Source organism: Corynebacterium sp. Marseille-Q4381 (assembly GCF_036881695.1).
GTDB lineage: Bacteria > Actinomycetota > Actinomycetes > Mycobacteriales > Mycobacteriaceae > Corynebacterium.
This window is the reverse complement of sequence record NZ_JBAJNR010000002.1, coordinates 218,991-243,186: the sequence shown is the minus strand read 5'-3', so window position 1 is coordinate 243,186 and position 24,196 is coordinate 218,991. Positions and strand designations below refer to the sequence as shown.

Below are 24,196 nucleotides of genomic sequence, written 5' to 3'. Positions count from 1 at the left end.
TGAATCACCTGCCCAAGGTCATGGCGGCGCTACCGCGCATGCCGAAAGTGGTGGGTTTCGTTGGCTGAGCACCATACCGCCATCATCGTTGGTGGTGGTCAATCCGGCCTAGCCACCGCCTATTACCTGCGCCGCCTTGGGGTGGACTTCCTCGTCTTGGACAACCAAGAAGCCCCAGGCGGGGCGTGGTTGCATGCGTGGCCTTCGCTCACGCTGTTTTCGGCCGCAGGATTTTCTAACCTGCCCGGCTGGCCTATGCCGCCGCACCCGGGGTATCCGCCGGCGAGCCACGTCGTCGATTACCTCGAACGCTACGAACGCAGATACGACCTGCCCGTTCGACGCCCGGTCGATGTCCGAGACGTGGAACACGACAGCGGGGTGTTCCGCTTGGATACGTGCGCCGGTCAATTCACTGCAAACCATCTTGTCGCCGCGACGGGCACTTGGTCCGCGCCTTTTGTGCCCCACTATCCCGGCACGTTCCGCGGGCGTCAGTGGCACACGGTCACCTACCCTGGGCCTGAACCGTTCCGCGGCGCAAAGGTCGCGGTGGTTGGCGGTGCGAACTCGGGTGCGCAGATCGCCGGGGACCTCATTGGCACTGCGGAGGTCACGTGGTTCACGCGGGGTGAGCCTCGCTGGATGCCTGATGACGTCGACGGACGAGACCTTTTCCTCCGCAGCCGCCGACAGATCCTGGGCGGCATTGCTGGGCCGGATCTCGGGGACATTGTCGCGCTTCCTCGTCTCCGTGAGCTCCGCGATTCCCACCAGCTCACCGCCACGCCCATGTTCCACAACCTGGATGAGCTTGATCACGACCACCTGATCTGGTGCACTGGCTTCCGGCCAGCCCTCGGCCCGTTCCGTCACCTCGTTCGCGGTCGCGAACCTGTGGTGGACAATCTGCACCTTGTTGGCTACGGCAACTGGAACGGCGAAGGTTCGGCGACGTTGATGGGTGTGGCGCCCTTTGCCAAACAGGCCGCCCGGGACATCGCCGGCATCGAAGAAAGCACCTGAGCGTACCTATTTTCTACCCACGTGGGTGATCGCGTGTAGCGTTTTTCCCATGTGTGGAATCGTCGGATATGTCGCTGCGAATGCGCAGCGCGACGCCAAGAACGTGATCATTGATGGGCTGCGCAGGTTGGAGTACCGGGGCTACGACTCAGCCGGTGTCGCCATCGCGGCGAACGGCACCATCGAGTGCCGGAAGAAGGCGGGCAAAGTCGCCGACCTAGAGGCCGAAATCGCGGACAACCCGCTGGACACTTCCAGCCTGGGCATCGGCCACACCCGTTGGGCCACCCACGGCGGCCCAACGGACGAGAACGCGCACCCGCACGTCGTCGGCGGCAACAAGCTGGCGGTGGTGCACAACGGCATCATCGAGAACTTCGCCGCGCTGAAGGCGGAGCTTGCGGGCAAGGGCTACGCCTTCGCCTCTGAGACGGACACCGAGGTTGCGGCGACGCTGCTGCTGGACATCTACAACGCAGAAGCAGGCGCGGACCTGACAAAGGCGATGCAGCTGACCGCGCAGCGCCTCGAGGGCGCGTTCACCCTGCTGGCGATCCACGCGGACCAACCCGACAAAATTGTGGCGGCGCGCTGGAACTCGCCGCTGGTGATCGGCACCGGCGAGGGCGAAAACTTCCTGAGCTCGGACGTTTCCGGCTTCATCGAGTACACCCGCGACGCGGTCGAGATGGACAACGGCCAGATTGTCACCGTCACGGCGGACGGCTATGACATCATCACCTTCGACGGGGAGGCTGCTGAAGGCAAGGCATTCCGCGTCGAGTGGGACATCACAGCCGCCGAGAAGGGCGGCTACAACTCCTTCATGGAGAAGGAGATTCACGACCAGCCCGCTGCTGTGCGCGACACGCTCTACGGCCGTTTCGACGACACCGGCGCGCTCACCCTCGACGAGCTGCGCATTGATGAGTCGGTGCTGCGCTCGGTGAACAAGATCATCATCGTGGCATGCGGCACCGCAGCCTACGCTGGCCAGGTGGCCCGCTACGCAATCGAGCACTGGTGTCGCATCCCGACGGAGGTGGAGCTCGCGCACGAGTTCCGCTACCGCGACCCGATTGTCAACGAGCAGACTTTGGTCGTGGCGGTTTCCCAGTCCGGCGAGACGATGGACACGCTCATGGCTGTGCGCCACGCGCGCGAGCAGGGGGCGAAGGTAATCGCGATCTGCAACACCGTGGGCGCCTCCATTCCGCGCGAGGCGGATGCCGTGCTCTACACCTACGCCGGCCCCGAGATCGCCGTGGCGTCGACGAAGGCGTTCATCTCCCAGATTGTTGCGGCGTACCTGCTCGCCCTGTACCTGGCGCAGGTGCGCGGCAACAAGTACGCCGATGAGATCCGCCGCATTGTGGCGCAGCTGCAGGAAATGCCGGACAAGATCCAGCAGGTGCTGGACCGCGCAGGCGAGGTGCGCGAGCTGGGCGACGAGCTGGCGGACGCCAAGTCGGTGCTCTTCCTCGGCCGCCACGTCGGCTTCCCGGTCGCCCTGGAGGGCGCGCTGAAGCTGAAGGAAGTGGCCTACATGCACGCGGAGGGCTTCGCCGCAGGCGAGCTCAAGCACGGCCCGATCGCGCTTGTGGAGGAGGGGCAGCCGGTCTTCGTCATCGTCCCGTCGAAGCTGTCCCGCAACAACCTGCACGCCAAGGTTGTCTCCAACATCCAGGAGGTGCGCGCCCGCGGCGCCGTCACCATCGTCATTGCGGAGGAGGGCGACGAGGACGTGGTCCAGTTCGCCAACCACATCATCCGCATCCCTGAATCAGCGGGCCTGCTGCAGCCGCTGCTGGCGACGGTGCCGCTGCAGGTCTTCGCCTGCGCGGTGGCGGAGGCGAAGGGCCTCAACGTCGACCAGCCGCGCAACTTGGCTAAGTCTGTGACCGTCGAGTAGCGCCGGTAGCTTTGCTATCCTAACTGCGTGAAAACTCGAAAGCTCGCTGCTCGTAGCGCGCCGGTTCTCGCGGCGCTTCTCCTTGCTGCCTGCGGGGACGGCACCGGGGCCGTGCCCGCATCGGACACGGTGCAGCTGGCGCCGAAGGACGTGGTTTCAAAGGTGTCGGCGAGCGCCAACATCGGTTCGGTGGAGGTGGTCGCGCTGACCACCACACTGACAGGTCCCGTCACGGCTATCGACGTCCGCGTCGGCCAGCCGGTGCAGGAGGGCCAGATCGTCGCGCGGGTCGACACCTCGAGCGCGCAGCGCGAGCTCGATGCCCAGCGGGCGCAGCAGATGACGTCGGACGTGGCGTCGCAGAACGAGCTCCAGCGCGCCCAGCAGGAGCTGGGGCAGCAGCAGGAGGCGCTGAACCGCGGGCTCAACAGCCGCATCACGCAAGCCGAGGCGGCGCAGCGCGAGGCTCAGCTGCTTTACGACGACGCGTTGGCCACCTTCAACCACCAAAAGCAACTCCACGAGTCCGGCATGGACCCCGACATCGTGCAGCAGGCGAACGCGGTCGACGCGGCCCGCCGCAACGTCACGCTTGCCGGGTTGGATTCGGTGCGCGCGAACGTCAACAACGTGGTCTCGGCGCTGACCTCGCAGATCGACCAGATGGGCCCCGTCATCGGCATCCTCGAGGCGGATGAGCGCTACACCGGCGCCCAGCGCGAGCTGGACGCCGCGCAGCGCGCCTACGATGCCTCCCTCCAGGCAGTCGACGCCGATTTGGAGGCGAAGCAGCGCGCGGTTTCCCAGGCGTTCCAGTCGAAGAACAACGCCGATATCGCTCTCGAGGTCACGCGCCTGTCGGTGCAGCAGGAGCTGGCAGCCACCGCCTCCAGCGTGGACCAGGCGCAGCGCAGCCTGAGCGCGTCCCAGGCTGCTGCCGAGGTGGGGCAGAGCCAGCTGCGCGTCGATGTCGCCTCCGGCGAGGTCCGCTCCCCGATGAACGGGGTGGTCACCGAGGTCATCGCGCAGCGCGGTCAACCGTCGGCGGGGCACCTTGTCACCGTCGCAGACCCGAACCGGCTCATCCTTACCGCGAACGTGAACGAGGTTGACTCGGGCAAGATCACGGTGGGCAACGAGGTCACCTTCACTACTCCGAGCAGCGGGATGAAACAGTACCGCGGCAAGGTCACCGACATTTCCTCTGTTGCGGCGCCAGCCCCGGGCGGGCCCGAGGGCGGCCAAGCCCCGGCGCGGCCGGAGTTCCCCGTCACCATCGAAGTCACCGGCGACACGGAGGGGCTCCGCATCGGCGGCACCGCGAAGGTGCAGATCACCACTGGCACGGCGAAGGAGACGCTAACCGTGCCCCGCGAGGCGGTTATCGACAACAACGGCTCCTACTCCGTCATCGTGCTCACCCCAGTCGACGGCTCCGAGGAGGAGTACGACGTCGCGAGCGCTGACGTCACCCTCGGACTCGTCACCGACCTCGAGGCCGAGGTTAAAGGTTTGCCCGAGGGCACGCGCGTGGTGAAGTCGCCGGGGGACTACCGCGACAGGGTGGGCACCCGGGTCGCGCTGCTTGATAACGGCGGCGAGCAGGAGTGAATCCCCGCGAGGCGCTCAGGCTTGCAAGCACGAGCCTGCGGGCCAACAAGCTGCGCTCGGTGCTGACACTTCTCGGCGTGATTATCGGCATCGCGGCAGTGGTGGCGATTATGTCGCTTGGTAAGGGAATGCAGCAGCAGCTCTTGGACGACTTTGAGCAGTTCGGGCTGAACGACGTTAACGTGCAAGTCAAAGCTCGCCAAACCGAGCAAGACGCAGACACCTGGTACTACGAGGAAGTTCCGGAGGAATCGCTCATCACGCCCGAGATGGTGGACCAACTCCGCGGTTACATTGGTCCGCAAATCCAAGGCATTGCGCTCGACGCCGGCCGCGAGACCGCCCGCGTCACCCGGGGGCTGAACGAGGGCAAGGCTGGAGTCGAGTTCGTCAACGCGGACTACATCGAGGTCCAGAACCACACCCTGACCGCCGGGCGAGTGTTCACCGACGACGACATCGCCGCTGATCGGGCGGTCGCCGTTATCTCCCCGGAAGTCGTGGAGAAGTATTTCAACGGGGACCCCGATTCGGCCGTCGGCGCGAATCTCGACGTCGAGGTCGGCGGGCGCTACGCCAGCTTCCAGGTGGTTGGCGCCTACGGGCGGGCTGCGAAGTCCTCGCCGCTGGTTTACGTTCCGGAGGACGCGCTGATCTACGTGCCGTACACAGCGCAAGCCCGGCTTGCTAGCGACCCCGTCCAGGGTTTCTCCATGATGCAGATCCGCGCGCTCACCCCAGAGGGCACGGACAGCGTGTCCCAAGACGTCACCACGTGGGCGGAGCAGGCGTACGCAGACGACGCGGATTTCGAGGCGAAGGTGCTCGACACCAAGTCCGAAATTGATCAAGTCAACCAGACGATGTCCATGATCAGCCTCGTCATCTCGGCTATCGGCGGCATCTCGCTTTTGGTCGGCGGCATCGGCGTGATGAACATCATGCTGGTGTCCGTCACCGAGCGCACCCGGGAGATCGGCGTGAGAATGGCGCTGGGCGCCACCCGCCGGGCGGTGCGCACCCAGTTCGTGACAGAGGCCATGATGATCTGCCTGCTCGGCGGCGTCATCGGGGTGCTGCTGGGTACCGCGGTGGGTATGGCCGGCACCTCGGCGATGGGCAGTATGGCGCTGCCACCGGTAAGCGCCGTACTGATCGCGCTGCTGTTCTCGCTCGCGATCGGGCTCTTCTTCGGCTGGTACCCGGCCAGCCGAGCCGCGCGCATGCGCCCCATCGAGGCGCTGCGCTACGAGTAGGGGCGGCTTAGACCCCGTCCGCCAAGCGGTAGAGCCGGTGGAAGTGGTGCACGGGTCCGTGGCCTTTGCCCACGTTGAGCTCGTCGGCTGAGGCGATCGCCTCGTGCAGCCAGGTCGAGGTCCAGGCAAGCGCGGCAGCGGGGTCCGAATCCAGCAGCAGGCGCGCTGCCAGCGCTGAGGACAGCGAACACCCCGTGCCGTGGGTGTTCTTGGTGTCCACGCGGGGTACCTCGGCGACGTCCGTGGTCCCGTCGGGCTGGACCAGCGCGTTGGATGCGGCGTCGCCGCTCAAATGCCCACCCTTTACCAGCACCGCCACGCCGGTCGCGCGGGCGTAGTCGCGGCCCTGCTCGAGCGCTTCTTCGAAGCTTTCAGCCTCAGCGTTATTCGTCAGCACCGCCAACTCTGGGATGTTCGGCGTGACCACGGTGGCGTGATCCTTCACAAACTGGCGAAGCGCCTCTTCCGCGTCCTGGGTGAGGAGGCGGTCGCCGGAGGTCGCCACCATCACCGGGTCGACCACCACGACGGGCACGCCCTGGCCCTTCAGGAACTCGGAGACTGTGTTTGTGGTGGCGGCGTCGCCAAGCATGCCCACCTTGACCGCGTCGACCTGGACGTCGTCGAACACGGCAGCGAGCTGGGCCTGAAGGAACTCCTGCGGCGGGGTGTGGATTTCGCGCACGCCCTGGGTGTTCTGCGCGACGAGTGAGGTGACCACGCACATGCCGAACCCGCCTGCGACGGAGATCGACTTCAAATCAGCCTGAATGCCGGCGCCGCCTGTTGGGTCGGTGCCGGCGATGGAAAGCACGTTGGGGATTCGCGTTGTCATGCCACCCCAACGTACCTACTTGGCGGCGGTGGTGATGCGGTTGGCGAAGTGGTCGTAGTCGTTGCGGATCGCCTGCAGCGGTTCGACGACGGTGGTCTGCGAGGTGGCCGCCACCTCTTTCTGTATTGCTGCGCGGGTGCGTCGGCGCACGTTACCGCCGATCACCCCGCCGAAGACGGAGGTAATCAGGCCGATTACCAACCCGATGAGCAGTCCGGCCATGATCAACAGCGTCGGCACCGGCCAGCCCTCGACCTGCGGGACGAGGTTATCGCCCACGAGCGGGGTGAGCACACCGGGCACGAACGCCACCACGAGGTACCAGATGACGCCGATAAGTGCCGCGACGAGCGCGAGCCATTGGAAGACAGTGAGGATCGACCAGCCCTTCGACGGCTCCGCGGGCAGCTGCGTGCGTGCGATCGAGCGGTCCAGCTCCGAGGGCAGCGCCTGGGAGATGTCTTCGGTGCGGTCGGCGATAGCGGCGGAAAACGCGTGGGGCAGTCCCTCAGCAGCGGCGTGGGAGTAGTCGCGCAGTCCTTTGTTAGCCACCGCCTTGGACGCGGCGTCAAGCTCCGGCATGGAGGTGCGGTGCACGCCGACCTCGTCGGCCTCTTCGCGCAAGCCCAGCCGCTTCAAGGGGTCGGGCCTGAAACGGGTGATCCAGGATGTCAGCAGCCAGCCGGTGCGCTCGCGCAGGCGCTTGCGGTAGGCCGCAGCCGTGGTGTCGGCGATGCGGTCTGCGCCGGCGGCCTGCGAAAGCACAGCGTCGAGCTGTTTCTTCGCATGTTTGTCCACGGCGCCGGCCTCGCGGGCGGGGAGGAACTCGCGGGTCGCGGCCTTGATGTCGGCCTCGATGCGGGCGGACTGGGCGTTGTGGGCTTTCGCCACCTTCGCGATTGCGCCGCGCAGGTCGTCGATCCCGTCGCCGCTGCGGGTTGAGGTGGGGATGACGGTGATGTTTGACAGGCCGTCGGCAAGCAAAAGCTCCTTGTAGCTGCCAGCAACCGTCGGCCGGTCGAGCGGGTGGAGCAGGTCGGCTTTGTTCAGCACCGCAAGCGTTACCGCGGCGTGGCCGGCGTGCGGTCGAATGAACTGTTCGTGGATAACGGAGTCGGCGTACTTCTCCGGGTCGGACACCCACACCAGCACGTCCACCTGGCCGGCGAGGCGCGTGGCGATCTCGCGGTTCGACAGTTCGACCGAGTCGAAATCGGGCAGGTCGAGCAGGATGATGGGGCCAGCGTGCGGGGCGAAATCGCCCTCGCGGTTGCGGCGGTCCTCAACTCCCAACCAGTCCAGGAGTTCCTCGGAGCCCTCCGGGTGCCAGACGGCGGCGAGCGGGGAGGACGTGGTGGGGCGCCTCGCCGCAGCCTTGCCCAAGTCCTCGCCGACGACCGCGTTAAAGAGGCTTGTTTTGCCGGAGCCGGTTGCGCCGAAGAAGCCCACCACGGTGTGCTCGGCGGACAGCGCGCGGCGTTCGGCGCCAGACGTCGCGACGCGCTTGAGCTGGTGAACCTCCACCTGGGGCAGGTACGGCGCGGCAATGTCGGCGGCCTCATCCAGCGCGTTTAGCCGCTCGCCGAGGGTGGGCTTCGCAGAAAAGATGCCCATTAGTTTCGCTCCTGCCCGAACGTGCCGCGCAGCTGGTCGAACAGGCCGCGCAGCGTGCCGCTTTCAAAGCTCGCCTGGACGTCCTCGCGTACCGCAGGAGGGTTGGCAGCAGGTGCGGGCAGCGGTGTGAGCACACCCGGGAACCGCTTATCGACGGCCCCTCGAGCCCCATCCGCCGCCTGACGGATGGTTTCCGCGGATGCGCCCTGGAGTAGGGGGTCAGTGAGCGAGAAGTAGCGCTCGCGCTCCTCGCGCAGCAGGTCGTCGAGGCGCATGTCGAGGTCGCGGCGCGCGTCTGAGGCCATGCGGCGGACGGTGTCCTCTCCAAAGATTGTCTCGAGCAGCTTCTGGCCAACCACAGCTGAGCCGCCCGCGATGCCGACCTCCACACCTGTCAGACCCGCGGTGGTGGAGAAGACCATGAGCATCAGCGCTACCGTGGCCACGTTCAGGCCCAGCGACATGACGCGGGCGCGCTGGCGCTTCTCGCCGGCGGTCTCCTGAATGTGCTCGACAATGCCGGACTGCCAGTCGCGGATCAGCTGCGCCGCGCGGGCGTTGATGTCCTCGCTCGCGCGCGCAAGAGACGGATCGGCGTGCTGGCGCAGCTCCGGTGCGACGGCGCCGACGTGCGCCCAGGCCCGGGAGGCGGCGGTGTCGGCCGCGTCCACGATCACGGCGTGCAGGCCGGACTCGAGCTCGGTCTCCACCTCGCGGATCGGCGCCGGTTCACCGGAGAAAAAGCTGCCGACCTTGTCCACCGTCTGCGAAAACCACCGCTCAAAACCCCTGATCACGTCGGATGTGCCGACGACGTCCTGCCAGCGGTCCATGACCTCGGCGCGCAGCATCTTGCCGTCGGAGGTCGCGTCAATGATGTGGCGGTGCGCGGACTTGTACAGCTCGAAGATGGATTCGTCGAGCTGGTTGGCGAAGTCCTCGCGGCGCTGGCGGCTCTCCGTGATGGCGGATACCCGGTCTAGCGCGCCCTCGAGCGCGCCCGCGACCGTCTTGCCGGCGACCGCGCGGCGGGCGGCTGAATCCTCCGCCAAGCGCTGCAGGTAGTCGCGTAAGGGGCTGACCAGCGCAGCGTCCAAGAACTCGTCTGCGGCTGCTGCATCTTTGCCCAGGTCGGCCACGAACGGCACCGTGAAAACGGTGGCGCCTGTCAGGCCGGCCTCGTCCATCATGCGGCGCAGGTCCTGCGGCACGGTCTTCTGGGCGACCTCGTCGAGGCGGTTCAGCACCACCAGGACCTCGATGCCGCGGCCGGCCGCGTCGTTCAAGAAATTCCACACGAGCTGGTCGGCGTAGCGCGCCGGAGTGGTGACGAAGATCCACAAATCGGCAGCGGCGAGCAGCTGGGAAGCGAGCGCGCGGTTGCGGTCGTCGATGGAATCGAAATCCGGTGCGTCGAGAAGCGAAAGCCCCTGCGGGATGCTTTGCGTCTCCACGATGCGAAGCGCGGTCGACTGTTCGTTGCCCGCGCCGTGGGAGCGGGTGAGACCAGGCAGCACGCGAGGGGAGTTGAACCACTCCGCGTCTGCCGGGTTGGCCACGAGCACCGGTTGGCGGGTGGTGGGGCGGATGACGCCGGGGTTGGAGACGCGCTCTCGCAAAAGCGCGTTGACCAGGGTGGACTTGCCGGATCCGGTGGAGCCGCCGATGACGGCTAAAAGTGGCGCGTCGAGATTAGCCAGGCGCGGCAGGATGTAGTCGTCCAGCTGGTTGACCACGGCGTTGGCGTCCGCAGCCACGTCGGGCGCGAGCGTGGTTGCCGCCAGCGTGTCGCGCAGGGTGCGGACCGCATCGAGCGGGTCGTTGCCCGCGGGGGACGCGGTCGGCTGTGCAGATGGCTGAACTGCTGGAGTATTCACGCCGACCATCTTTCCAGACACGCCAGCCCGCGTCGCGATGCGAGCCCAGCGGTGTCGCGGCACGCGGACAGAAAAAGCGGCGCACGAGCTCGAAAAGGTTGATGTCGAGCGCGCACGCCGCAGGCAAGCGTAAGGGAGCAGCTAGTCCTTATAGTCGGTCTTCGTCAGGTTCAGCCATCCGTAAAGGCCACCCATGATCAGGCCGCCGCCGACGAAGTTGCCCAGCCACACAACGGACCAGTTTCGAATCACGTTCCAAGCGGTGAAGCCCTCGATCGCGTCGGGGCCGAGGGTGAAGCCGCCGAGGGTGGTGAGGATGAAGTTCGCGATGGAGTGCTCGTAGCTCATGGTCGCGAACGACGGAATAATCAAGATGACGCCCCACAGCTTGGCGCTGTAGTCCTTGCCGGCCTGGGTGGCCAGCATGAAGGCGATGTTGACCACCATGTTGGCCAGGATCGCCTCGACAAACAAGGTGGCGGAGGATTTCTGCAGTTTGGCCACGAGGAGCCCGTGGAGGAAGCTGTCCGCTTCGACGTGCTGGCCGATGGTGGTCCGCGAGATGAGCCAAGCGATGACTACGGCGCCGACGAGGTTGAAGAAGGTGACGAACAGGACCAGGAGAACGCCTCGCCAGAAGGCGGTCAGTTTGTGTATGGACCCGTAGGTCATGAACATCATGTCACCGGTGGCGAGCTCGCCTTGTAGGACGATGATGATATACAGCGTGGAGGCGAAGATGGCGCCGAACGCGTACTTGCCCCAGCCGGGCGCGTACTCGTCGAGCAACTGCGCGGTGGAGGCCGCGAACGCGGTCATGATGCCGAGGTAGACGCCCGCTAGGATTGCTCGAGTGGCGAAGCGGGCCGGCTCTTGCCCAAACAGAGCCAACTTGTTGGAAATGATTTTGGGGGCAGCTTCAAAGAAACTCACATTTTCAATTTATTACAGGTATCACCAAGAAGCGAGACGGGAATTTGAGGTTCGCTAGCTGGCGTGATTAACTGTTCCAGTTGTCTTGCGCTGGTCGGGCGTGACGCGCGTTTCCGAGTGGATCGCCCGAGACCCTTCGACCACGTTGTGCTCCCCCTCGTGCGCGAGGAACGAGCGAACGGGGTTCGTCGATAAGCAATAGGCTTCAAGCAATACTTTGACCACGTGCGTTCAGGACGGAAATCTGGCGCACATTGACCCAGGTCAGGAGACCACAAGTGATTCAGCAAGAATCGCGCCTGAAGGTCGCCGACAACACGGGTGCACGTGAGATCCTGTGCATCCGCGTCCTCGGTGGATCTGTGAAGCGCTTTGCCGGTATCGGCGACACCATCGTCGCCACCGTGAAGGAAGCCGCCCCGGGCGGCAACGTGAAGGAAGGCGAAGTCGTGCGCGCCGTCGTTGTGCGCGCGAAGAAGGAGACCCGTCGCCCGGACGGCTCCTACATCTCCTTCGACGAGAACGCAGCTGTGCTGATTAAGAACGACACCGAGCCGCGCGGCACCCGCATTTTCGGCCCGGTTGCTCGCGAGCTTCGCGACAAGAAGTTCATGAAGATTGTGTCTCTCGCACCGGAGGTGATCTAACCCATGAAGATCAAGAAGGGCGATATGGTGCAGGTCATCGCCGGCAAGGACAAGGGCGCCCAGGGCAAGGTCATCGCGGCCTACCCGCAGCGTGACAAGGTCCTGGTCGAGGGCGTCAACCGCATCAAGAAGCACGTCGCGAACTCCTACAACGAGCGTGGCGCCGAGTCCGGCGGCATCGTGACCCAGGAGGCCCCGATCCACGTCTCAAACGTGATGATCCTGGACTCCGACGGCAAGCCGACCCGCGTTGGCTACCGCTTCGACGAGGACGGCAAGAAGGTCCGCGTGGCCAAGTCGAACGGGAAGGACATCTAACAATGACTGAAGCAACCCAGACTGTTTCGACCTACACCCCGCGCCTGAAGACCCGCTACCAGGACGAGATCCGCACCAAGCTGAACGACGAGTTCAACTACGACAACGTCATGCAGATCCCGGGCCTGACCAAGATCGTGGTCAACATGGGCGTCGGTGACGCTGCCCGCGACTCCAAGGTGATCAACGGCGCTCTCGAGGACCTCACCGCGATCACCGGTCAGAAGCCGCAGCTGCGCCGCGCGAAGAAGTCCATCGCGAACTTCAAGCTCCGCGAGGGCATGCCGATCGGCGCGAAGGTGACCCTGCGCGGCGACCGCATGTGGGAGTTCCTGGACCGCCTGCTCACCGTTGCGCTGCCGCGTATCCGCGACTTCCGCGGCCTGAACGACAAGCAGTTCGATGGTAACGGCAACTACACGTTCGGCCTGTCCGAGCAGACCATGTTCTACGAGATCGACATCGACAAGATCGATCGCGTGCGCGGCATGGACATCACGCTCGTGACCACCGCCACCAACGACGACGAGGGCCGCGCGCTCCTGCGCCACCTCGGCTTCCCGTTCGCTGACAAGGACGGCAAGATGCAGCAGGCCTAAGGGCTTGATGCTTGCCGACGCCCCCTGGCACCCGTTGAAAGCGGGACCGGGGGCTTCGGCGTTTTCTGGGTGGGGTGTAAGGTCTGTCACATGTCTCTCGCAGAAACACTTGATAAGGGCGCAGCCAAAAAGGTTGAGCTCCTCGACAACGACTTCGGTCGTTTCGCCGGCCGCGCCGTCCTCGCCGGCATTTACCTCACCGTCGCCACCGCGTTCGCAGGTGTCGCGGGCAACGCGGTGGAGAAGCTCGCGCCGGGGCTCGGCAGCGTCGTTTTCGCGCTGCTCTTCGGATTTGGCCTCTTCGCCATCGTCGTGCTGAACGGCGAACTTGCCACGGGCGACATGATGTTCGGCTCCTGGGCCTCCGCCAAAGGCAACCAGTCGTGGGGCAAGACCATCTGGTTCGTGGTCGCAGCCACGCTGTGCAACCTCGTCGGCGCGTTCATCGTCGCCGCCATCCTGAGCCAGTCGGCGAAGCTGGGCTCAATGGATAACACCCACCTCATCGCCACCATCTCGGAAGGCAAGGTGGACAAGTCCGCGTGGGGCGCGTTCATCGAGGCGGTCCTGGCGAACTTCGTGGTCAATATGGCCATCGTGATGGCGCTGCAGTCCAAGGAGATTGTGTCCAAGTTCTTCGCCATCGTGCCGATCATCGCGATTTTCGTGGGCCTGGGCCTCGAGCACATCATTGCCAACTTCTCGCTCATGACCATGACCCTGTTCGCCGACCCGCAGCCGGAGAACTTCACCTTCGGCGCCGTCGGCCTGAACTGGCTGATGGTGTGGCTGGGCAACTTCATCGGCGGCGGCCTCGGCATCGGCGCCGTCTACGCCTGGCTGAACAACACCAAGACGGTGTACAAGGACTGACCCGAGACCACGTTGCACGAGGTGAACCCGCATCTCCCGAGACTGGGAGGTGCGGGTTTTGGCTGCCGGGCGGTTACTGCGCGAGGTCGAACTCGCTGGCGTCCTTCACACTCGCCGGGTCCATCTGCGCGGCGATGCCGAAGCGGTTGTACACGTTGATCGTGATGATGGCGACGAGCACATTGCGGGTGCCTTCGGCGCCGTAGTGTTTCCATCCGCGCCCAAAGCTCATCAGAGATCGCTTCCTCGCGGTCTTCGAGCTTGGTCACTGCGTCGGTGAACTCGAGCAGCGCAGTTTCTTTGTCGTCGAACTGGTCCTTGTGCTCGGTCCAGTTCTCGATCGCGGTGATCTTCTCCTCGCTAAAGCCCGCGACGCGCGAGTTGCGGCGGTGCGTGGTCGTGCACACGCGGCAGCCGTTGAGCGCGGCCGCGCGAAGGAAGACGTGCTCGGCGGTCTCGGGTTCGAGCGCCTACTCCACGTGCTGGACAGCGGGGTAGAACGGCGCTTGGTACCCGGGGGACACTTCGCGTGCAGTCATGCATTCGACCCTACGCAAGTTCGCCGGCGTACAAGTTGAAACGGTCGGGCCGGGTGAAGCCGGCCAGCGCCATACCCGCCTCGCGGGCGAGCTCAACTGCCAACGACGACGCCGCCGACACGGCCACCAGCGCCGGGAATCCAGCCATGGCCGCCTTCTGCACCAGTTCGAATGAGGCGCGCGAGCTCATCACCAGGATGAGGTCGGAGGCGGGGAGGCTGCCGCCCAGAAGCAAATGCCCGATCACCTTGTCCGCGGCGTTGTGGCGCCCGATATCTTCTCTGACAACCACTGCGTTGCCGTCCAGGTCGAAGGCGCCCGCTGCGTGAATGCCGCCGGTCTTGCGGAACTGCTGCTGCTCGGCGGCGAGCAGGTCCGGCAGGCGCATCACCAAGTCCGGGTTGAGCTTGACGGGCTCGATGGGCTGATGCGTCTTGTGCAGGATCTCGCTGATCGACTGCGTCCCGCACACTCCGCACGCGCTAGTGGTGGGGGTGAGCCTGATGAACTCCGGGGTGACCGGCTTTGCGGTCGCAGCAAGGTCGATGTCGAGCAGGTTGTAGGTGTTGGTGCCCTCGGGGTTCTGCGAGCCTGCGCAGTATCGGGCAGTGGTGACGTCCTCGGCGCGCTTGATTAACCCCTCTGCGTAAAGCCAGCCGTGGGCGAGCTCGATGTCGTGGCCGGGCGTGCGCATCGTGGTCGTCAGCGTGTCTCCGCCCGCGCGGATTTCTAGCGGCTCTTCCACCGTCACGGTGTCCGCGCGAGTGTCGGTGTAGAACCGCCCCGCGCTGTCGCCCTGTCCCCGGGTGACCTTGGTGACCGCGAAGCGGCGGTTAATTCTGCTCATACGTCGACAGCATCTCCTCTACCCGCGCAACCATGTCGCGCACTGTAGCGGCGTCGCCGGCCCCTGCGCCAGCTGCGAGCCCGACGACGAAGGCGGTGGTGGGCGCGGCTGGGCGCGACGGCCCGTTGTGGGCCACTGCCGCCGTGAGGTCGAGGATGTCGCCGACGAGGCCGCGCACGAGCTCCGGGTCGATGCCGAGCTCTTCCGCCACAGCGGTGAGCCATCGGTGGGTCGTGGTCAGTGATGTGTCGCTCTTGTTCTCAGCCATGGCACTTCACTGTAGTGAACGCGGGTTGTCCACAGGGGCACCGAGGCAAATTCCACAGGCTCGCGCGGTATGCCCTTGGCCGTGTTGGGGCAGCGGGATATAACTGTGACACCAACAACGAAAAGAGGGGATTACCTTGCAAAACATCGACAAAATCAAAGAGAAGGTGCAAAAACTGCTCAACCAGGCGGCCGATCGGCAGGGAACGCCCGAGGGCGACTCGTTCTACGACAAGGCGTTCACGCTCATGGCTACGTACGGGTTCGACGAACGCGACCTCACAGCGCTCGACGAGGGCGACCGCCCGACGTACAAGACGTACACATTCAGCGGTAGTTACACCGACATGCAGTCGCGTCTGCTTCACGCTATTGCTGGCGCGCTCCACTGCACGGGTTTTCACCGGAGCGCTTCGTGTTCGACCAGGGTTAAGGAGGCCACCATCTTCGGCCTGGGGAGGCATCTGGAGCGGGTGGACATGCTGTACTCGCTACTGTTGCCGGTGATGATGGCCAAGGCCCGCGGACTGCAAAAGGAGAGCGAGTTCGATTCACTTGTGGTGAGCCGCCGGTCGTTTATGGCGGGGTTCGCGCACCGCATCGCCGAGCGCCTCCAAGCCGCGGAGGAGACCGTCGCCTCGTCGAACGAGGGGTACGGGCTGGTGCTTGTCGGCGATCTGTCGGCCGCCCAAACCGCCCGCGACGAATACGCAGTGGACCATGGGCTAGCGATTGGCGCAGCGCGGGCTAGCAAGCGCTCGCTTGATCCCGCCGCCTTCTTCCAGGGCCAAGACGCGGGCAGCATGACCGACATCGGACAGACCCGCGTCCAAGCACGCCCGGCGCTGCCGTGTTAGGGCGCGGCAGGGGATTTGCTTATCGTGTGGCGGAGCAGGTAGCTTAGACCGTCGGACTTATGTCCGAGAAGTTTTTTACACCATCCAACTTTGTTGCAGGCCCCCCGCCGAAATGCGGACCGCGTGCAAGGGAGGCGGCGAGCGCCCCACGTTACTGAGCGTGGGGAGCGTGAAGTAGCCCCCGACAGACCACACGGAGAACGCGACCTTATCTATACGGGTCAGGTGGGTTAGGGAACCGCAACGAGAAAGGGAAACGGTCTCTTATGACCATGACTGATCCGATTGCGGACATGCTGTCCCGCGTGCGCAACGCGTCGCACGCGCAGCACGACAACGTGTCCATGCCTTCGTCGAAGATCAAGGTGAACATCGCCGAGATTCTGAAGCAGGAAGGCTACATCAACGACTACAAGGTTGAGGACGAGAAGGTTGGCAAGACGCTGACCCTCGACCTCAAGTACGGCCCGACCCGCGAGGCTTCCATCGCTGGTCTGCGCCGCGTGTCCAAGCCGGGTCTGCGCGTGTACGCGAAGTCCAACGACCTGCCGCAGGTGCTCGGCGGCCTTGGCGTGGCGATCATCTCCACGTCGTACGGCCTGCTGACCGACCGCCAGGCACAAGAGAAGGGCGTAGGCGGGGAAGTCCTCGCTTACGTCTGGTAAAGGGAGGTTGGATTAACAATGTCGCGTGTAGGTAAGGCACCTATTGCCATCCCGAACGGCGTTGAGACGAAGATCGACGGCCAGCACGTCGAGGTGAAGGGCCCGAAGGGCACCCTGACCCTGGATCTGCCGGAGCCGATCACCGCCTCCGTCGAGGACAACGAAATCGTGGTGTCCCGTCCAGACGACCACCGCAACAACCGCGCTCTGCACGGTCTGTCCCGCTCGCTGGTCAACAACCTCGTTGTCGGCGTGACCGAGGGCTACAAGATCAACATGGAAATCTTCGGTGTTGGTTACCGTGTGCAGCAGAAGGGCCAGGACCTCGAGTTCTCCCTCGGCTACTCGCACCCGATCCTGATCACCGCGCCGGAGGGCATCAAGTTCTCCGTCGACGGCAATACCAAGTTCTCGATCGAGGGCATCGACAAGCAGCAGGTTGGCCAGATTGCAGCGAACATCCGCCGCCTTCGCAAGGATGACCCGTACAAGGGTAAGGGCATCCGCTACGAGGGTGAGCAGATCCGCCGCAAGGTCGGAAAGACGGGTAAGTAATCATGAGCAACACCGCAGAGAACACTGCAAACGCGAAGCGCACCCCGGTTGGCAAGGACATCTCGTCCCGCCGCCGCGAGGCTCGCGCACGCCGCCACTACCGCATCCGCAAGACCCTGCGCGGTACGCCGGAGACCCCGCGTCTTGTCGTGCACCGCACCTCGCGTCACATCCACGTCCAGGTCATCGACGACCTTGCAGGCCACACCCTGGTCTCCGCGTCGTCGATGGAGCCGTCCATCCGTGACATGGAGGGCGACAAGAAGGACAAGGCAGCCCAGGTGGGCAAGCTGGTCGCTGAGCGCGCGAAGGAAGCTGGCATCGACGCCATCGTCTTCGACCGCGGCGGCTACAAGTACCACGGCCGCGTTGCGGCGCTGGCTGACGCAGCTCGTGAAGGTGGTCTGAAGTTTTAATGATCACCGCAATTAACACCATCAACGGAAGGATCGCGTAATGGCCGAACGTGAACGGCGTGACGGCGGGCGCTCCGCCGACGACCAGAACAACAACAACCGCGGCGAGCGCGGGGAGCGTGGCGGCCGCGGCCGCCGCGACCGCGACGACCGCCGCAACCAGAACGATGACCGCGACAAGTACATTGAGCGCGTCATCACCATCAACCGCGTTGCGAAGACCGTTAAGGGCGGCCGCAACATGTCCTTCACCGCGCTCGTGGTGGTAGGCGACGGCCAGGGCATGGTCGGCGTTGGCTACGGCAAGGCGAAGGAAGTTCCGGCTGCTATTCAGAAGGGTGCTGAGGAAGCTCGCAAGAACTTCTTCCGCGTCCCGATGATCGGCGGCACCATCCCGCACCCGGTGCAGGCAGAGGAAGCCGCGGGCATCGTTATGCTCCGCCCGGCTGCTCCCGGTACCGGTGTGATCGCCGGCGGCGCAGTGCGCCCGGTGCTCGAGTGCGCGGGTGTTCAGGACATCCTGGCGAAGTCCCTCGGCTCCGACAACGCGCTGAACGTGGTTCAGGCGACTGTCGCAGCTCTGAAGGAGCTCGTCCGCCCCGAGGAAGTTGCTGCTAAGCGCGGCAAGTCCGTCGAGGAAGTCGCTCCCGCCCGTATGCTGCGCGCACGCGCAGGTCAGGAGGCGTAAAGAACAATGGCACTGAAGATTACGTTGCACCACGGCAAGGTGGGCGAGAAGCCGGTCACCCGCAAGAACCTGGAGGCTCTGGGTCTGCGCAAGATTGGCCAGTCTGTTGTGAAGAAGGACAACGCCGCTACCCGCGGCCAGATCCTGGCGGTGCGCCACTTGGTCACCGTTGAAGAAGTAGCAGGGGAGTAGATAGCACATGGCTGACATCATTAAGCTCCACGACCTGCGTCCGGCTCCGGGTGCCAACAAGGCTAAGACCCGCGTCGGCCGCGGTGAGGCCTCCAAGGGTAAGACCGCTGGCCGCGGTACGAAGGGCACCAAGGCTCGTAAGCAGGTTTCCGCTGCTTTCGAGGGTGGCCAGATGCCGCTGCACATGCGTCTGCCGAAGCTGAAGGGCTTCAAGAACCCGAACCGCATCGAGTACCAGGTGGTCAACGTTTCCGACTTGGCCGAGGCGTTCCCGCAGGGCGGCACCATCGCCATCGCCGACATTGTTGCGGCTGGCCTGGTCCGCGCTAAGGAGCCGGTGAAGGTTCTGGGCAACGGCGACATCAACGTCAAGCTCGACGTGACCGCCACCAAGTTCTCGAAGTCCGCAGTAGAGAAGATCGAGGCTGCCGGCGGCTCCACCACCACGGAGGAGTTCCGCCCGCGCGCCGCGAAGAACGTTGAGGGCCCGGTTGCTTCCGCGGCCGGCGACGCGACCCCGGCGGCTGAGGCCACCGAGGGTGCCCGCGGCGTCCTCGACTCCGACCCGCTGCAGGGCGGCTCCACGGTGATCGATTCCGATCAGACCGAGGCCTAGACCCCGCACGGGCTAAGCAGGCGGCCCGCTTTCCGAAACACCATCGGAAAGCGGGCCGTTTTTGTTTGCCTGGATCAGCGGATGCGAAGGGCGGCGTGCAGGACGCCGCGGGTCAAACTAGGAAGAGCCTGGTACACGCCGGTTGCCGCGTGCTGTTGTACGCCGTCGAGCACCTGATCTGCGAACCTTGCAGGGTGCGAGGCGGTAAACGACCGGAGGAAGCCCACAAGACGCTCGCGCTCATCGACCGACGCGGCGCCCGCGGCCATCCCTGCGACGTGAGCGATACACCGCAGCTCCAAACCAAGGTGGTCCGGCGGGAGGTTGCCCCACTGCTTCGTCGCGTTGAAGCCGACGGCTTTGTACGCCGCCTCAACCTCCGCAGCTGCGCCATCGAGCACGAGGCCGTCGGGAGAGAAGTAAGGCGACTCGTACGGCTGGGCGAGTGGTGTTCCGGCCCCTATGAAGAGGTAGAGGTGGTCGCGTTTGAGGTCCTCAACGGTGTCCGGGCGGCCGCATTCCGCGCGCTCGATGAGCGAGGTAGCGGCTGCCCGCGAGGACGCGTCCTGGAGCGGCCAGTCCGCCAACAGGTCAGGGTTGGTGAGCGCTTGCAGCATCTCTGGCGAAGGTTCGTCGAGAAAAAGCTGGCCGACTATGTCAGCTGCGAGGCTCAGACGCTGCGCGTGTTCCGTGTCCACTAAATGCCCACCCTGTCCATCGCGCCGTAGAACATGAACCGCCCGGCCAGCTCGGCGACAACCACCATGACGTAAGCCACGATGATCCAAGCAAGCGTGGATGCGGTGGGCCGTTGTTTCCGGCCGCTTACGGCGAGCAGGAGGCCGACGATGAAGGCGCCGGTCAAGAGAAACACGATGCGGACAACAAAGGCAGTGGTGTTGAACTCGAACTCCGCTGGGTTGGGGCCCTCGGGGCGGGAGTAGTTGAACACCATCACCAAGAAGATCAGCGGCACGACCACCACGAGCGCGATGCCGATCCACCGCAGACAGTCGCTAATGAGCCGCCAGACTTCCGCTTTCTGCTCCGGCGTTTGGTCCTCGTTGCGGGCCGAGGGGATGAGCCGCTTTATCAGGGCTGAGTCTTCGAGCCAGTTGTAGGAGATCAACGCCACCGCAATAGAGAGCAGTCCGGTGACCGCGCCCGAAAGGTAGAACGCTGCCGGCGTCGTCCAGTGATTCCACGCCGGCACGGTTGGCAGCATGTACAGCCGGGCCATTGTCGCGATAAAGACGATGCCGACTGCGGCTGTGAGGAGTGCAAGGGTGCGTCGGAAAGCAACTGAGCCCTTGTCGAAGAACTGGCACGCAGCGAAGAGGAAGCCCAGCACCGCGAAAACACTGCCCGCGACCAGCTCCTGCGTGAGGCCGGAAGACCCGATGTTTCGCATGACGTTCAGCGCGTTCGCGGGGTTGCCGAGGTGGAAGAAGGCGAGGAAGAATCCCGCGATCATGATCGGGCCGATGGCGTAGAGTGCCGGCACACAAATCCTGTCGATGGCGTTGCGGGAGTACTTGGCGCGGCCGGCGACGGTGATGACGCCGAGCACCACAAAGGCGCCGACGGCCATTTGGCCAAACGTGGTGAAGAAGGTCAACGGCCACTCATGCATGTTCATGTCGCTAGATCTCCCCGTGGTTGGTGATCTCGCCGGCGTTGTAGGCATCCCACCGCTTGGCATCCTTGTGCGGGGTGATGCTCAGGCGCGGTTTGGTCAACGCGGGGTTGGGCAGCGGGGCAATGCCGGCGGCGTCGCCGTGCTCGGCGCGCAGCTGATCGATCGGGCCCCAATCCAGGGCGCGGGACGGGCAAGCCGAGACGCACGCCGGGTCTTTGCCCTCTGAGCGGTAGTCGGCGCAGAGATCGCACTTGGTCATCACACCCTTGTCCACATTGAACTGGGGTGCGGAGTAGGGGCACGCCCACTCGCAGTACCGGCAGCCGATGCACTTCTCAGGGTCCACGGCCACCACGCCGTCTTCCCCGACGTGCATGGCGGTGGTGGGGCAGACCTGCGCGCAGATCGGGTTGTCGCAGTGGTTGCACGAGATCGAGGTGTAGTAGGTGAACGTATTGGTGGTCAGCGTCCCGTCCGCGGTGTTCCAATCGCCACCGGAGTACTCCACCACGCGGCGCCAGTTCACACCGATCGGTGTGTCGTGCTTGTCCTTGCACGCGATCTGGCACGCCTTACACCCGTTGCACAGGCTCTGGTCGAAGTAGAAACCGAGGCGCTGATTCAGCCTATCCTTGCTGGTATCAGACATTGTTGATCACAATCCTTCTTCTTATTGCGCGGGTGCTTAGGCCTTCTCGACCTGGCAGATGGCGGTGTGCTGGGCGTTGCCTTTCGCCAATGGGGAGGGGTGCCAGCTGGTGAGCGTGTTCACCGACGCGCCGACGTCGACGCCGCCGTCCTTCGGGTTGAACCACGACCCTTGCGGCACCGAGATCACACCCGGGGCGATGCGCGGGGTGACGCGCGCGATAGAGCGGATACGACCGCGGTCGTTGTAGGCGAACACCGCATCGTCGTTGCGGATGCCCCGCTCCTTGGCGTCGACAGGGTTGATCCAGAGCACCTGCGGGTGCGCGTCATCTCGAAGCCAATCCACGTTCCCGTACGAGGAGTGCGTGCGGCCCTTGGTGTGGTGTCCGATCAGCTGCAGCGGGTACGTGTCGCTGGCCGCGGCGGCCTCCGCGCCCTCCCAGGTCTCGACGTACTCGGGCAGGGCGGTGATCCGGTCGCCGGTTTGAGCGTCGTCGAACTCCCACTCGCTTGCGATCTTGTGCAGCTCGGAGGAGAAAATTTCGATTTTGCCGCTCGGCGTCTCGAGCGGGTTGGCGTTAGGGTCCTTTCGGAAGTCCTCTAACGCGATGACCGATTGGCCCTCGCGGCGCCACACGCCCATCTCTTTCAGCTTCTCGTACGTCGGCAGCTCCGGGATGTCCTTGCGGGACTCGTCGAGTGTGTATCGCACCCACTCCTCCTGGGTGCGCCCCTCGGTGAACTTGTCCTTCACGCCGAAGCGGTCGGCGAGGTCCGCAACGACGTCGTAGATGGGCCTGCAGTTGTAAAGCGGGTCGATCGCTTGCGAGGCGAGAATGGTGTACTCCAAGTTGCCGGCCGAGCCCTGCTGAATTAGGTCGGTTTGCTCGGCGGTGGAGCAGTCGGGCAGGATGTAGTCGGCGTAGCGGGCGGAGACCGTCATCTGGATGTCGCTGACCACGATCAGCTCTGCCTTGGAATCGTCGCGGAGCAGCTCAATGGTGCGGTTGACGTCCGCGTGCTGGTTCGTGTTGGTGTTGCCGGCGTAGCTCCAGATCATCTTGATCGGCACGTCGAGCTTGTCCTTGCCGCGGACGCCGTCCTTTGTGGCTGTCATCTCCCGGCCATGGTCGACGGCCTGCGGCCACATCGCAACAGAGATTGAGGTCTCCACCGGGTTTTCGTACTGGGTGTTGAAGGGGTAGGTCATTGGCAGGGAGGCGGATCCTTCGCGGGCGCCGGTGCCGCCGCCCGGAATGCCGATCTGGCCGAGCAGCGCGGCCAAGGTGAACACTGCGCGGGCCTGGTTCTCGCCGTTGGCGTGGCGTTGCGGGCCCCACCCCTGAGTGACCGCGGTTGGTTTAGCGGTGCCCATTTCTCGGGCAAGCTGGCGGATCCTCTGGGCGGGCACGCCGCAGATCTTCGCCGCCCACTCGGGGGTCTTTTCCACGCCGTCGGGGCCCTTGCCCTCGATGTAGGAGCGGTACGACGCGTTTACCGGCGCGCCGTCCGGCATGTGCTCCTCGTCGAAGCCGAGGCAGTAGGTGTCCAAGAACTCTTGGTCGTGGAGATTTTCCTCGATGAGGACGTGGGCGATACCGGCGACGAACGCGGCGTCGGTACCAGGGCGGATGGGCACCCACTCATCACCTAAGCCGACTGCGGTTTCGGAGTAGCGCGGGTCGACGATGATTGTCTTCACACCGTGTTTTCTCTTCACCTGCTGGGTGACAAACGTTTCGCCGCCGCCGGACATGCGGGTCTCAAGCGGGTTGTTGCCGAACATGACCTGCAGCTTGGAATGCTTAACATCGTCGAAGGAGTTCGACGTGACCCACGAGCCGTAATGGTAGGGGTATGCGGCGGTGATCTGCGCGGTGGAATAGTCGGCGTAGTGGTTCAGGTACCCGCCGATCAGGTTCATGAACCGAGCGAACGGGGTTTCCGCGGGCGGCCACGACCTCGCGACAGTCGCGCCAATCGTGCCTGTCCCATACGCCAAGTAGATCGATTCGTTGCCGTACTCGGCGAGCAAGTCTTTCATCTTGTCCGCGATTTCGTCGAGCGCCTGGTCCCAGGAAATCTCCACCCACTCCCCGTCGCCGCGTTTAGTGCCGGGTTTGCGTTTCAGCGGCGTTTTCAACCTGTCCGGGTTGTAAATGCGGTGGCGGATGGAGCGGCCGCGGACGCAGGCGCGGATCTGCTGTGAGCCGATCTCGTCGCCGCCGGCGTCGTCGGCGAGCACCCGGGTTACAGCGCCGTCGTCAACTTGCAGGCGCAGCGGGCAGCGCGAACCGCAGTTGACCGTGCAGGCGGACCAGAAAATGCTGGAAGAGCCCGAGGCTTCCGCAGCGTTGCTTACCCCCACGCCCGGTACGCCGTGAAAGAGGTTGCCCGCCGCCGCGGCCACAGCGGTGGTGCCGCCTGCCAGTGCGGACCACCGCAGGAAACTTCTTCGGCTGACGTTGCGCGTAGGCCTAGTCGCAGTCTGCCCAGACTGCTCAATTGTGTCCATCGTGGTCCCTTCATCGTCCCCGTTTACATAGAGACTTCGAATGCAAACGTTAGGTAGTACGAATAGAGAGTAGGTCAGCTCAAACTAAAGTTGGACAATTTGCACCGATTGTGGCGGAGTTAACTTCTTTCGGGTGCGGGGCCTGCGATCGTGCGTTGGGGTGCGAGCCGCGAAGCTCAAGCGGGCTTAGTCTTTGCCGGGTGAGCTGCTAGAGTAGTGGGGTCCAATATGTACGGGTGAGCGTTCGC

The 24,196-nt window shown here is 64.6% G+C and carries 24 protein-coding genes and 3 pseudogenes; 15 read left to right on the top strand and 12 right to left on the bottom strand.

The features are described 5' to 3' along the window. Nucleotides 1-60 precede the first annotated feature (60 nt). From V6D40_RS02975 to V6D40_RS02960, 4 genes are read left to right on the top strand one after another with little or no spacing between them, the layout of a single operon-like run. The gene (locus V6D40_RS02975; RefSeq protein ID WP_334288871.1) at nt 61-1,026 is read left to right on the top strand and encodes an NAD(P)-binding domain-containing protein; all 966 of its coding nucleotides are present in this window, start codon (nt 61-63) and stop codon (nt 1,024-1,026) included. 49 nt (nt 1,027-1,075) lie between these two features. Continuing rightward, entirely contained in the window at nt 1,076-2,938 is a 1,863-nt protein-coding gene (gene glmS / locus V6D40_RS02970) for a glutamine--fructose-6-phosphate transaminase (isomerizing) (RefSeq protein WP_334288870.1), read from the top strand. A 27-nt stretch (nt 2,939-2,965) separates the two neighbouring features. Next, on the top strand, nt 2,966-4,549 hold the full coding sequence (locus V6D40_RS02965) for an HlyD family efflux transporter periplasmic adaptor subunit (RefSeq protein WP_334288869.1): 1,584 nt from the start codon (nt 2,966-2,968) through the stop codon (nt 4,547-4,549). A 59-nt stretch (nt 4,550-4,608) separates the two neighbouring features. Next, nucleotides 4,609-5,805, top strand: a complete 1,197-nt coding sequence (locus V6D40_RS02960; protein ID WP_334288868.1) for an ABC transporter permease — start codon at nt 4,609-4,611, stop codon at nt 5,803-5,805. Nucleotides 5,806-5,824: 19 nt separating this feature from the next. Here V6D40_RS02960 and thiD read toward each other — a convergent pair. The 4 genes and pseudogenes from thiD to V6D40_RS02940 all read right to left on the bottom strand — a co-directional run. After that, nucleotides 5,825-6,640: pseudogene (thiD, locus tag V6D40_RS02955) on the bottom strand (bifunctional hydroxymethylpyrimidine kinase/phosphomethylpyrimidine kinase); the annotation flags it as partial. Nucleotides 6,641-6,655: 15 nt separating this feature from the next. Beyond that, on the bottom strand, nt 6,656-8,254 hold the full coding sequence (locus V6D40_RS02950; RefSeq protein ID WP_334288867.1) for a GTPase family protein: 1,599 nt from the start codon (nt 8,252-8,254) through the stop codon (nt 6,656-6,658). Then, on the bottom strand, nt 8,254-10,131 hold the full coding sequence (locus V6D40_RS02945) for a GTPase domain-containing protein (RefSeq protein ID WP_334288866.1): 1,878 nt from the start codon (nt 10,129-10,131) through the stop codon (nt 8,254-8,256). Before V6D40_RS02945 ends, V6D40_RS02950 begins: the two co-directional genes overlap by 1 nt. Before the next feature lie 141 nt (nt 10,132-10,272). After that, complete coding sequence (locus tag V6D40_RS02940) at nt 10,273-11,064, bottom strand: formate/nitrite transporter family protein (RefSeq protein WP_334288865.1); 792 nt, start codon at nt 11,062-11,064, stop codon at nt 10,273-10,275. A 278-nt stretch (nt 11,065-11,342) separates the two neighbouring features. On the opposite strand from V6D40_RS02940, the gene rplN reads away from it, so the two are divergent. The 4 genes from rplN to V6D40_RS02920 all read left to right on the top strand — a co-directional run bounded on the left by rplN (nt 11,343) and on the right by V6D40_RS02920 (nt 13,501). Then, on the top strand, nt 11,343-11,711 hold the full coding sequence (rplN, locus tag V6D40_RS02935; protein WP_052205378.1) for a 50S ribosomal protein L14: 369 nt from the start codon (nt 11,343-11,345) through the stop codon (nt 11,709-11,711). Nucleotides 11,712-11,714: 3 nt separating this feature from the next. Next, nucleotides 11,715-12,029, top strand: coding sequence for a 50S ribosomal protein L24 (gene rplX, locus V6D40_RS02930; RefSeq protein WP_334288864.1), 315 nt, complete (start codon nt 11,715-11,717; stop codon nt 12,027-12,029). Between the two features lie 2 nt (nt 12,030-12,031). Next, nucleotides 12,032-12,628: a 50S ribosomal protein L5 gene (gene rplE, locus V6D40_RS02925; protein ID WP_334288863.1), complete on the top strand. Its 597-nt coding sequence runs from the start codon at nt 12,032-12,034 to the stop codon at nt 12,626-12,628. A 90-nt stretch (nt 12,629-12,718) separates the two neighbouring features. After that, on the top strand, nt 12,719-13,501 hold the full coding sequence (locus tag V6D40_RS02920; protein WP_334288862.1) for a formate/nitrite transporter family protein: 783 nt from the start codon (nt 12,719-12,721) through the stop codon (nt 13,499-13,501). Nucleotides 13,502-13,574: 73 nt separating this feature from the next. Here the strand turns inward: V6D40_RS02920 and V6D40_RS02915 are convergent, their stop codons facing one another. The 4 genes and pseudogenes from V6D40_RS02915 to V6D40_RS02905 form a co-directional block, all read right to left on the bottom strand. After that, nucleotides 13,575-13,733 (bottom strand): hypothetical protein, encoded by a 159-nt coding sequence (locus tag V6D40_RS02915; RefSeq protein WP_334288861.1) that lies wholly within the window; start codon nt 13,731-13,733, stop codon nt 13,575-13,577. Between the two features lie 103 nt (nt 13,734-13,836). Next, nucleotides 13,837-13,956: pseudogene (locus V6D40_RS10870) on the bottom strand (carboxymuconolactone decarboxylase family protein); the annotation flags it as partial. Nucleotides 13,957-14,050: 94 nt separating this feature from the next. Beyond that, nucleotides 14,051-14,887: a formate dehydrogenase accessory sulfurtransferase FdhD gene (gene fdhD / locus V6D40_RS02910; protein ID WP_334288860.1), complete on the bottom strand. Its 837-nt coding sequence runs from the start codon at nt 14,885-14,887 to the stop codon at nt 14,051-14,053. Beyond that, nucleotides 14,874-15,155 (bottom strand): DUF6457 domain-containing protein, encoded by a 282-nt coding sequence (locus V6D40_RS02905; protein WP_334288859.1) that lies wholly within the window; start codon nt 15,153-15,155, stop codon nt 14,874-14,876. Before V6D40_RS02905 ends, fdhD begins: the two co-directional genes overlap by 14 nt. 136 nt (nt 15,156-15,291) lie before the next feature. Here V6D40_RS02905 and V6D40_RS02900 point away from each other — a divergent pair, with 136 nt between their 5' ends. The 7 genes and pseudogenes from V6D40_RS02900 to rplO all read left to right on the top strand — a co-directional run. Then, on the top strand, nt 15,292-16,011 hold the full coding sequence (locus V6D40_RS02900; protein ID WP_334288858.1) for a DUF2786 domain-containing protein: 720 nt from the start codon (nt 15,292-15,294) through the stop codon (nt 16,009-16,011). A gap of 266 nt (nt 16,012-16,277) precedes the next feature. Further along, nucleotides 16,278-16,676 carry a 30S ribosomal protein S8 gene (rpsH, locus tag V6D40_RS02895; protein WP_334288857.1) on the top strand — a complete coding sequence of 133 codons (399 nt, stop codon included), beginning with the start codon at nt 16,278-16,280 and terminating at the stop codon, nt 16,674-16,676. An 18-nt stretch (nt 16,677-16,694) separates the two neighbouring features. Then, nucleotides 16,695-17,231: a 50S ribosomal protein L6 gene (gene rplF, locus V6D40_RS02890; RefSeq protein WP_334288856.1), complete on the top strand. Its 537-nt coding sequence runs from the start codon at nt 16,695-16,697 to the stop codon at nt 17,229-17,231. Nucleotides 17,232-17,233: 2 nt separating this feature from the next. Continuing rightward, complete coding sequence (gene rplR / locus V6D40_RS02885; RefSeq protein WP_334288855.1) at nt 17,234-17,647, top strand: 50S ribosomal protein L18; 414 nt, start codon at nt 17,234-17,236, stop codon at nt 17,645-17,647. A gap of 40 nt (nt 17,648-17,687) precedes the next feature. Continuing rightward, nucleotides 17,688-18,335 carry a 30S ribosomal protein S5 gene (gene rpsE, locus V6D40_RS02880; RefSeq protein ID WP_334288854.1) on the top strand — a complete coding sequence of 216 codons (648 nt, stop codon included), beginning with the start codon at nt 17,688-17,690 and terminating at the stop codon, nt 18,333-18,335. Between the two features lie 6 nt (nt 18,336-18,341). Continuing rightward, entirely contained in the window at nt 18,342-18,527 is a 186-nt protein-coding gene (gene rpmD / locus V6D40_RS02875; RefSeq protein ID WP_334288853.1) for a 50S ribosomal protein L30, read from the top strand. Nucleotides 18,528-18,534: 7 nt separating this feature from the next. Next, nucleotides 18,535-18,972: pseudogene (rplO, locus tag V6D40_RS02870) on the top strand (50S ribosomal protein L15); the annotation flags it as partial. A gap of 245 nt (nt 18,973-19,217) precedes the next feature. Here rplO and V6D40_RS02865 read toward each other — a convergent pair. From V6D40_RS02865 to V6D40_RS02850, 4 genes are read right to left on the bottom strand one after another with little or no spacing between them, the layout of a single operon-like run. Next, on the bottom strand, nt 19,218-19,841 hold the full coding sequence (locus tag V6D40_RS02865) for a TorD/DmsD family molecular chaperone (protein ID WP_334288852.1): 624 nt from the start codon (nt 19,839-19,841) through the stop codon (nt 19,218-19,220). Beyond that, nucleotides 19,841-20,782, bottom strand: coding sequence for a dimethyl sulfoxide reductase anchor subunit family protein (locus tag V6D40_RS02860; protein ID WP_334288851.1), 942 nt, complete (start codon nt 20,780-20,782; stop codon nt 19,841-19,843). Before V6D40_RS02860 ends, V6D40_RS02865 begins: the two co-directional genes overlap by 1 nt. 4 nt (nt 20,783-20,786) lie before the next feature. Further along, on the bottom strand, nt 20,787-21,431 hold the full coding sequence (locus V6D40_RS02855; RefSeq protein ID WP_334288850.1) for a DMSO/selenate family reductase complex B subunit: 645 nt from the start codon (nt 21,429-21,431) through the stop codon (nt 20,787-20,789). Nucleotides 21,432-21,467: 36 nt separating this feature from the next. After that, nucleotides 21,468-23,948: a DMSO/selenate family reductase complex A subunit gene (locus tag V6D40_RS02850; protein WP_334288849.1), complete on the bottom strand. Its 2,481-nt coding sequence runs from the start codon at nt 23,946-23,948 to the stop codon at nt 21,468-21,470. Between the last annotated feature and the right edge of the window lie 248 nt (nt 23,949-24,196).

Excerpts from the sequence above, each read along its gene's own strand:
- glmS (WP_334288870.1), top strand. The coding sequence starts at position 1,076 with ATGTGTGGAATCGTCGGATATGTCGCTGCGAATGCGCAGCGCGACGCC.
- V6D40_RS02950 (WP_334288867.1), bottom strand. The coding sequence starts at position 8,254 with ATGGGCATCTTTTCTGCGAAGCCCACCCTCGGCGAGCGGCTAAACGCG.
- rplX (WP_334288864.1), top strand. The coding sequence starts at position 11,715 with ATGAAGATCAAGAAGGGCGATATGGTGCAGGTCATCGCCGGCAAGGAC.
- rplE (WP_334288863.1), top strand. The coding sequence starts at position 12,032 with ATGACTGAAGCAACCCAGACTGTTTCGACCTACACCCCGCGCCTGAAG.
- V6D40_RS02920 (WP_334288862.1), top strand. The coding sequence starts at position 12,719 with ATGTCTCTCGCAGAAACACTTGATAAGGGCGCAGCCAAAAAGGTTGAG.
- V6D40_RS02915 (WP_334288861.1), bottom strand. The coding sequence starts at position 13,733 with ATGAGCTTTGGGCGCGGATGGAAACACTACGGCGCCGAAGGCACCCGC.
- fdhD (WP_334288860.1), bottom strand. The coding sequence starts at position 14,887 with ATGAGCAGAATTAACCGCCGCTTCGCGGTCACCAAGGTCACCCGGGGA.
- V6D40_RS02905 (WP_334288859.1), bottom strand. The coding sequence starts at position 15,155 with ATGGCTGAGAACAAGAGCGACACATCACTGACCACGACCCACCGATGG.
- rpsH (WP_334288857.1), top strand. The coding sequence starts at position 16,278 with ATGACCATGACTGATCCGATTGCGGACATGCTGTCCCGCGTGCGCAAC.
- rplF (WP_334288856.1), top strand. The coding sequence starts at position 16,695 with ATGTCGCGTGTAGGTAAGGCACCTATTGCCATCCCGAACGGCGTTGAG.
- rplR (WP_334288855.1), top strand. The coding sequence starts at position 17,234 with ATGAGCAACACCGCAGAGAACACTGCAAACGCGAAGCGCACCCCGGTT.
- rpsE (WP_334288854.1), top strand. The coding sequence starts at position 17,688 with ATGGCCGAACGTGAACGGCGTGACGGCGGGCGCTCCGCCGACGACCAG.
- rpmD (WP_334288853.1), top strand. The coding sequence starts at position 18,342 with ATGGCACTGAAGATTACGTTGCACCACGGCAAGGTGGGCGAGAAGCCG.
- V6D40_RS02860 (WP_334288851.1), bottom strand. The coding sequence starts at position 20,782 with ATGAACATGCATGAGTGGCCGTTGACCTTCTTCACCACGTTTGGCCAA.
- V6D40_RS02855 (WP_334288850.1), bottom strand. The coding sequence starts at position 21,431 with ATGTCTGATACCAGCAAGGATAGGCTGAATCAGCGCCTCGGTTTCTAC.
- V6D40_RS02850 (WP_334288849.1), bottom strand. The coding sequence starts at position 23,948 with ATGGACACAATTGAGCAGTCTGGGCAGACTGCGACTAGGCCTACGCGC.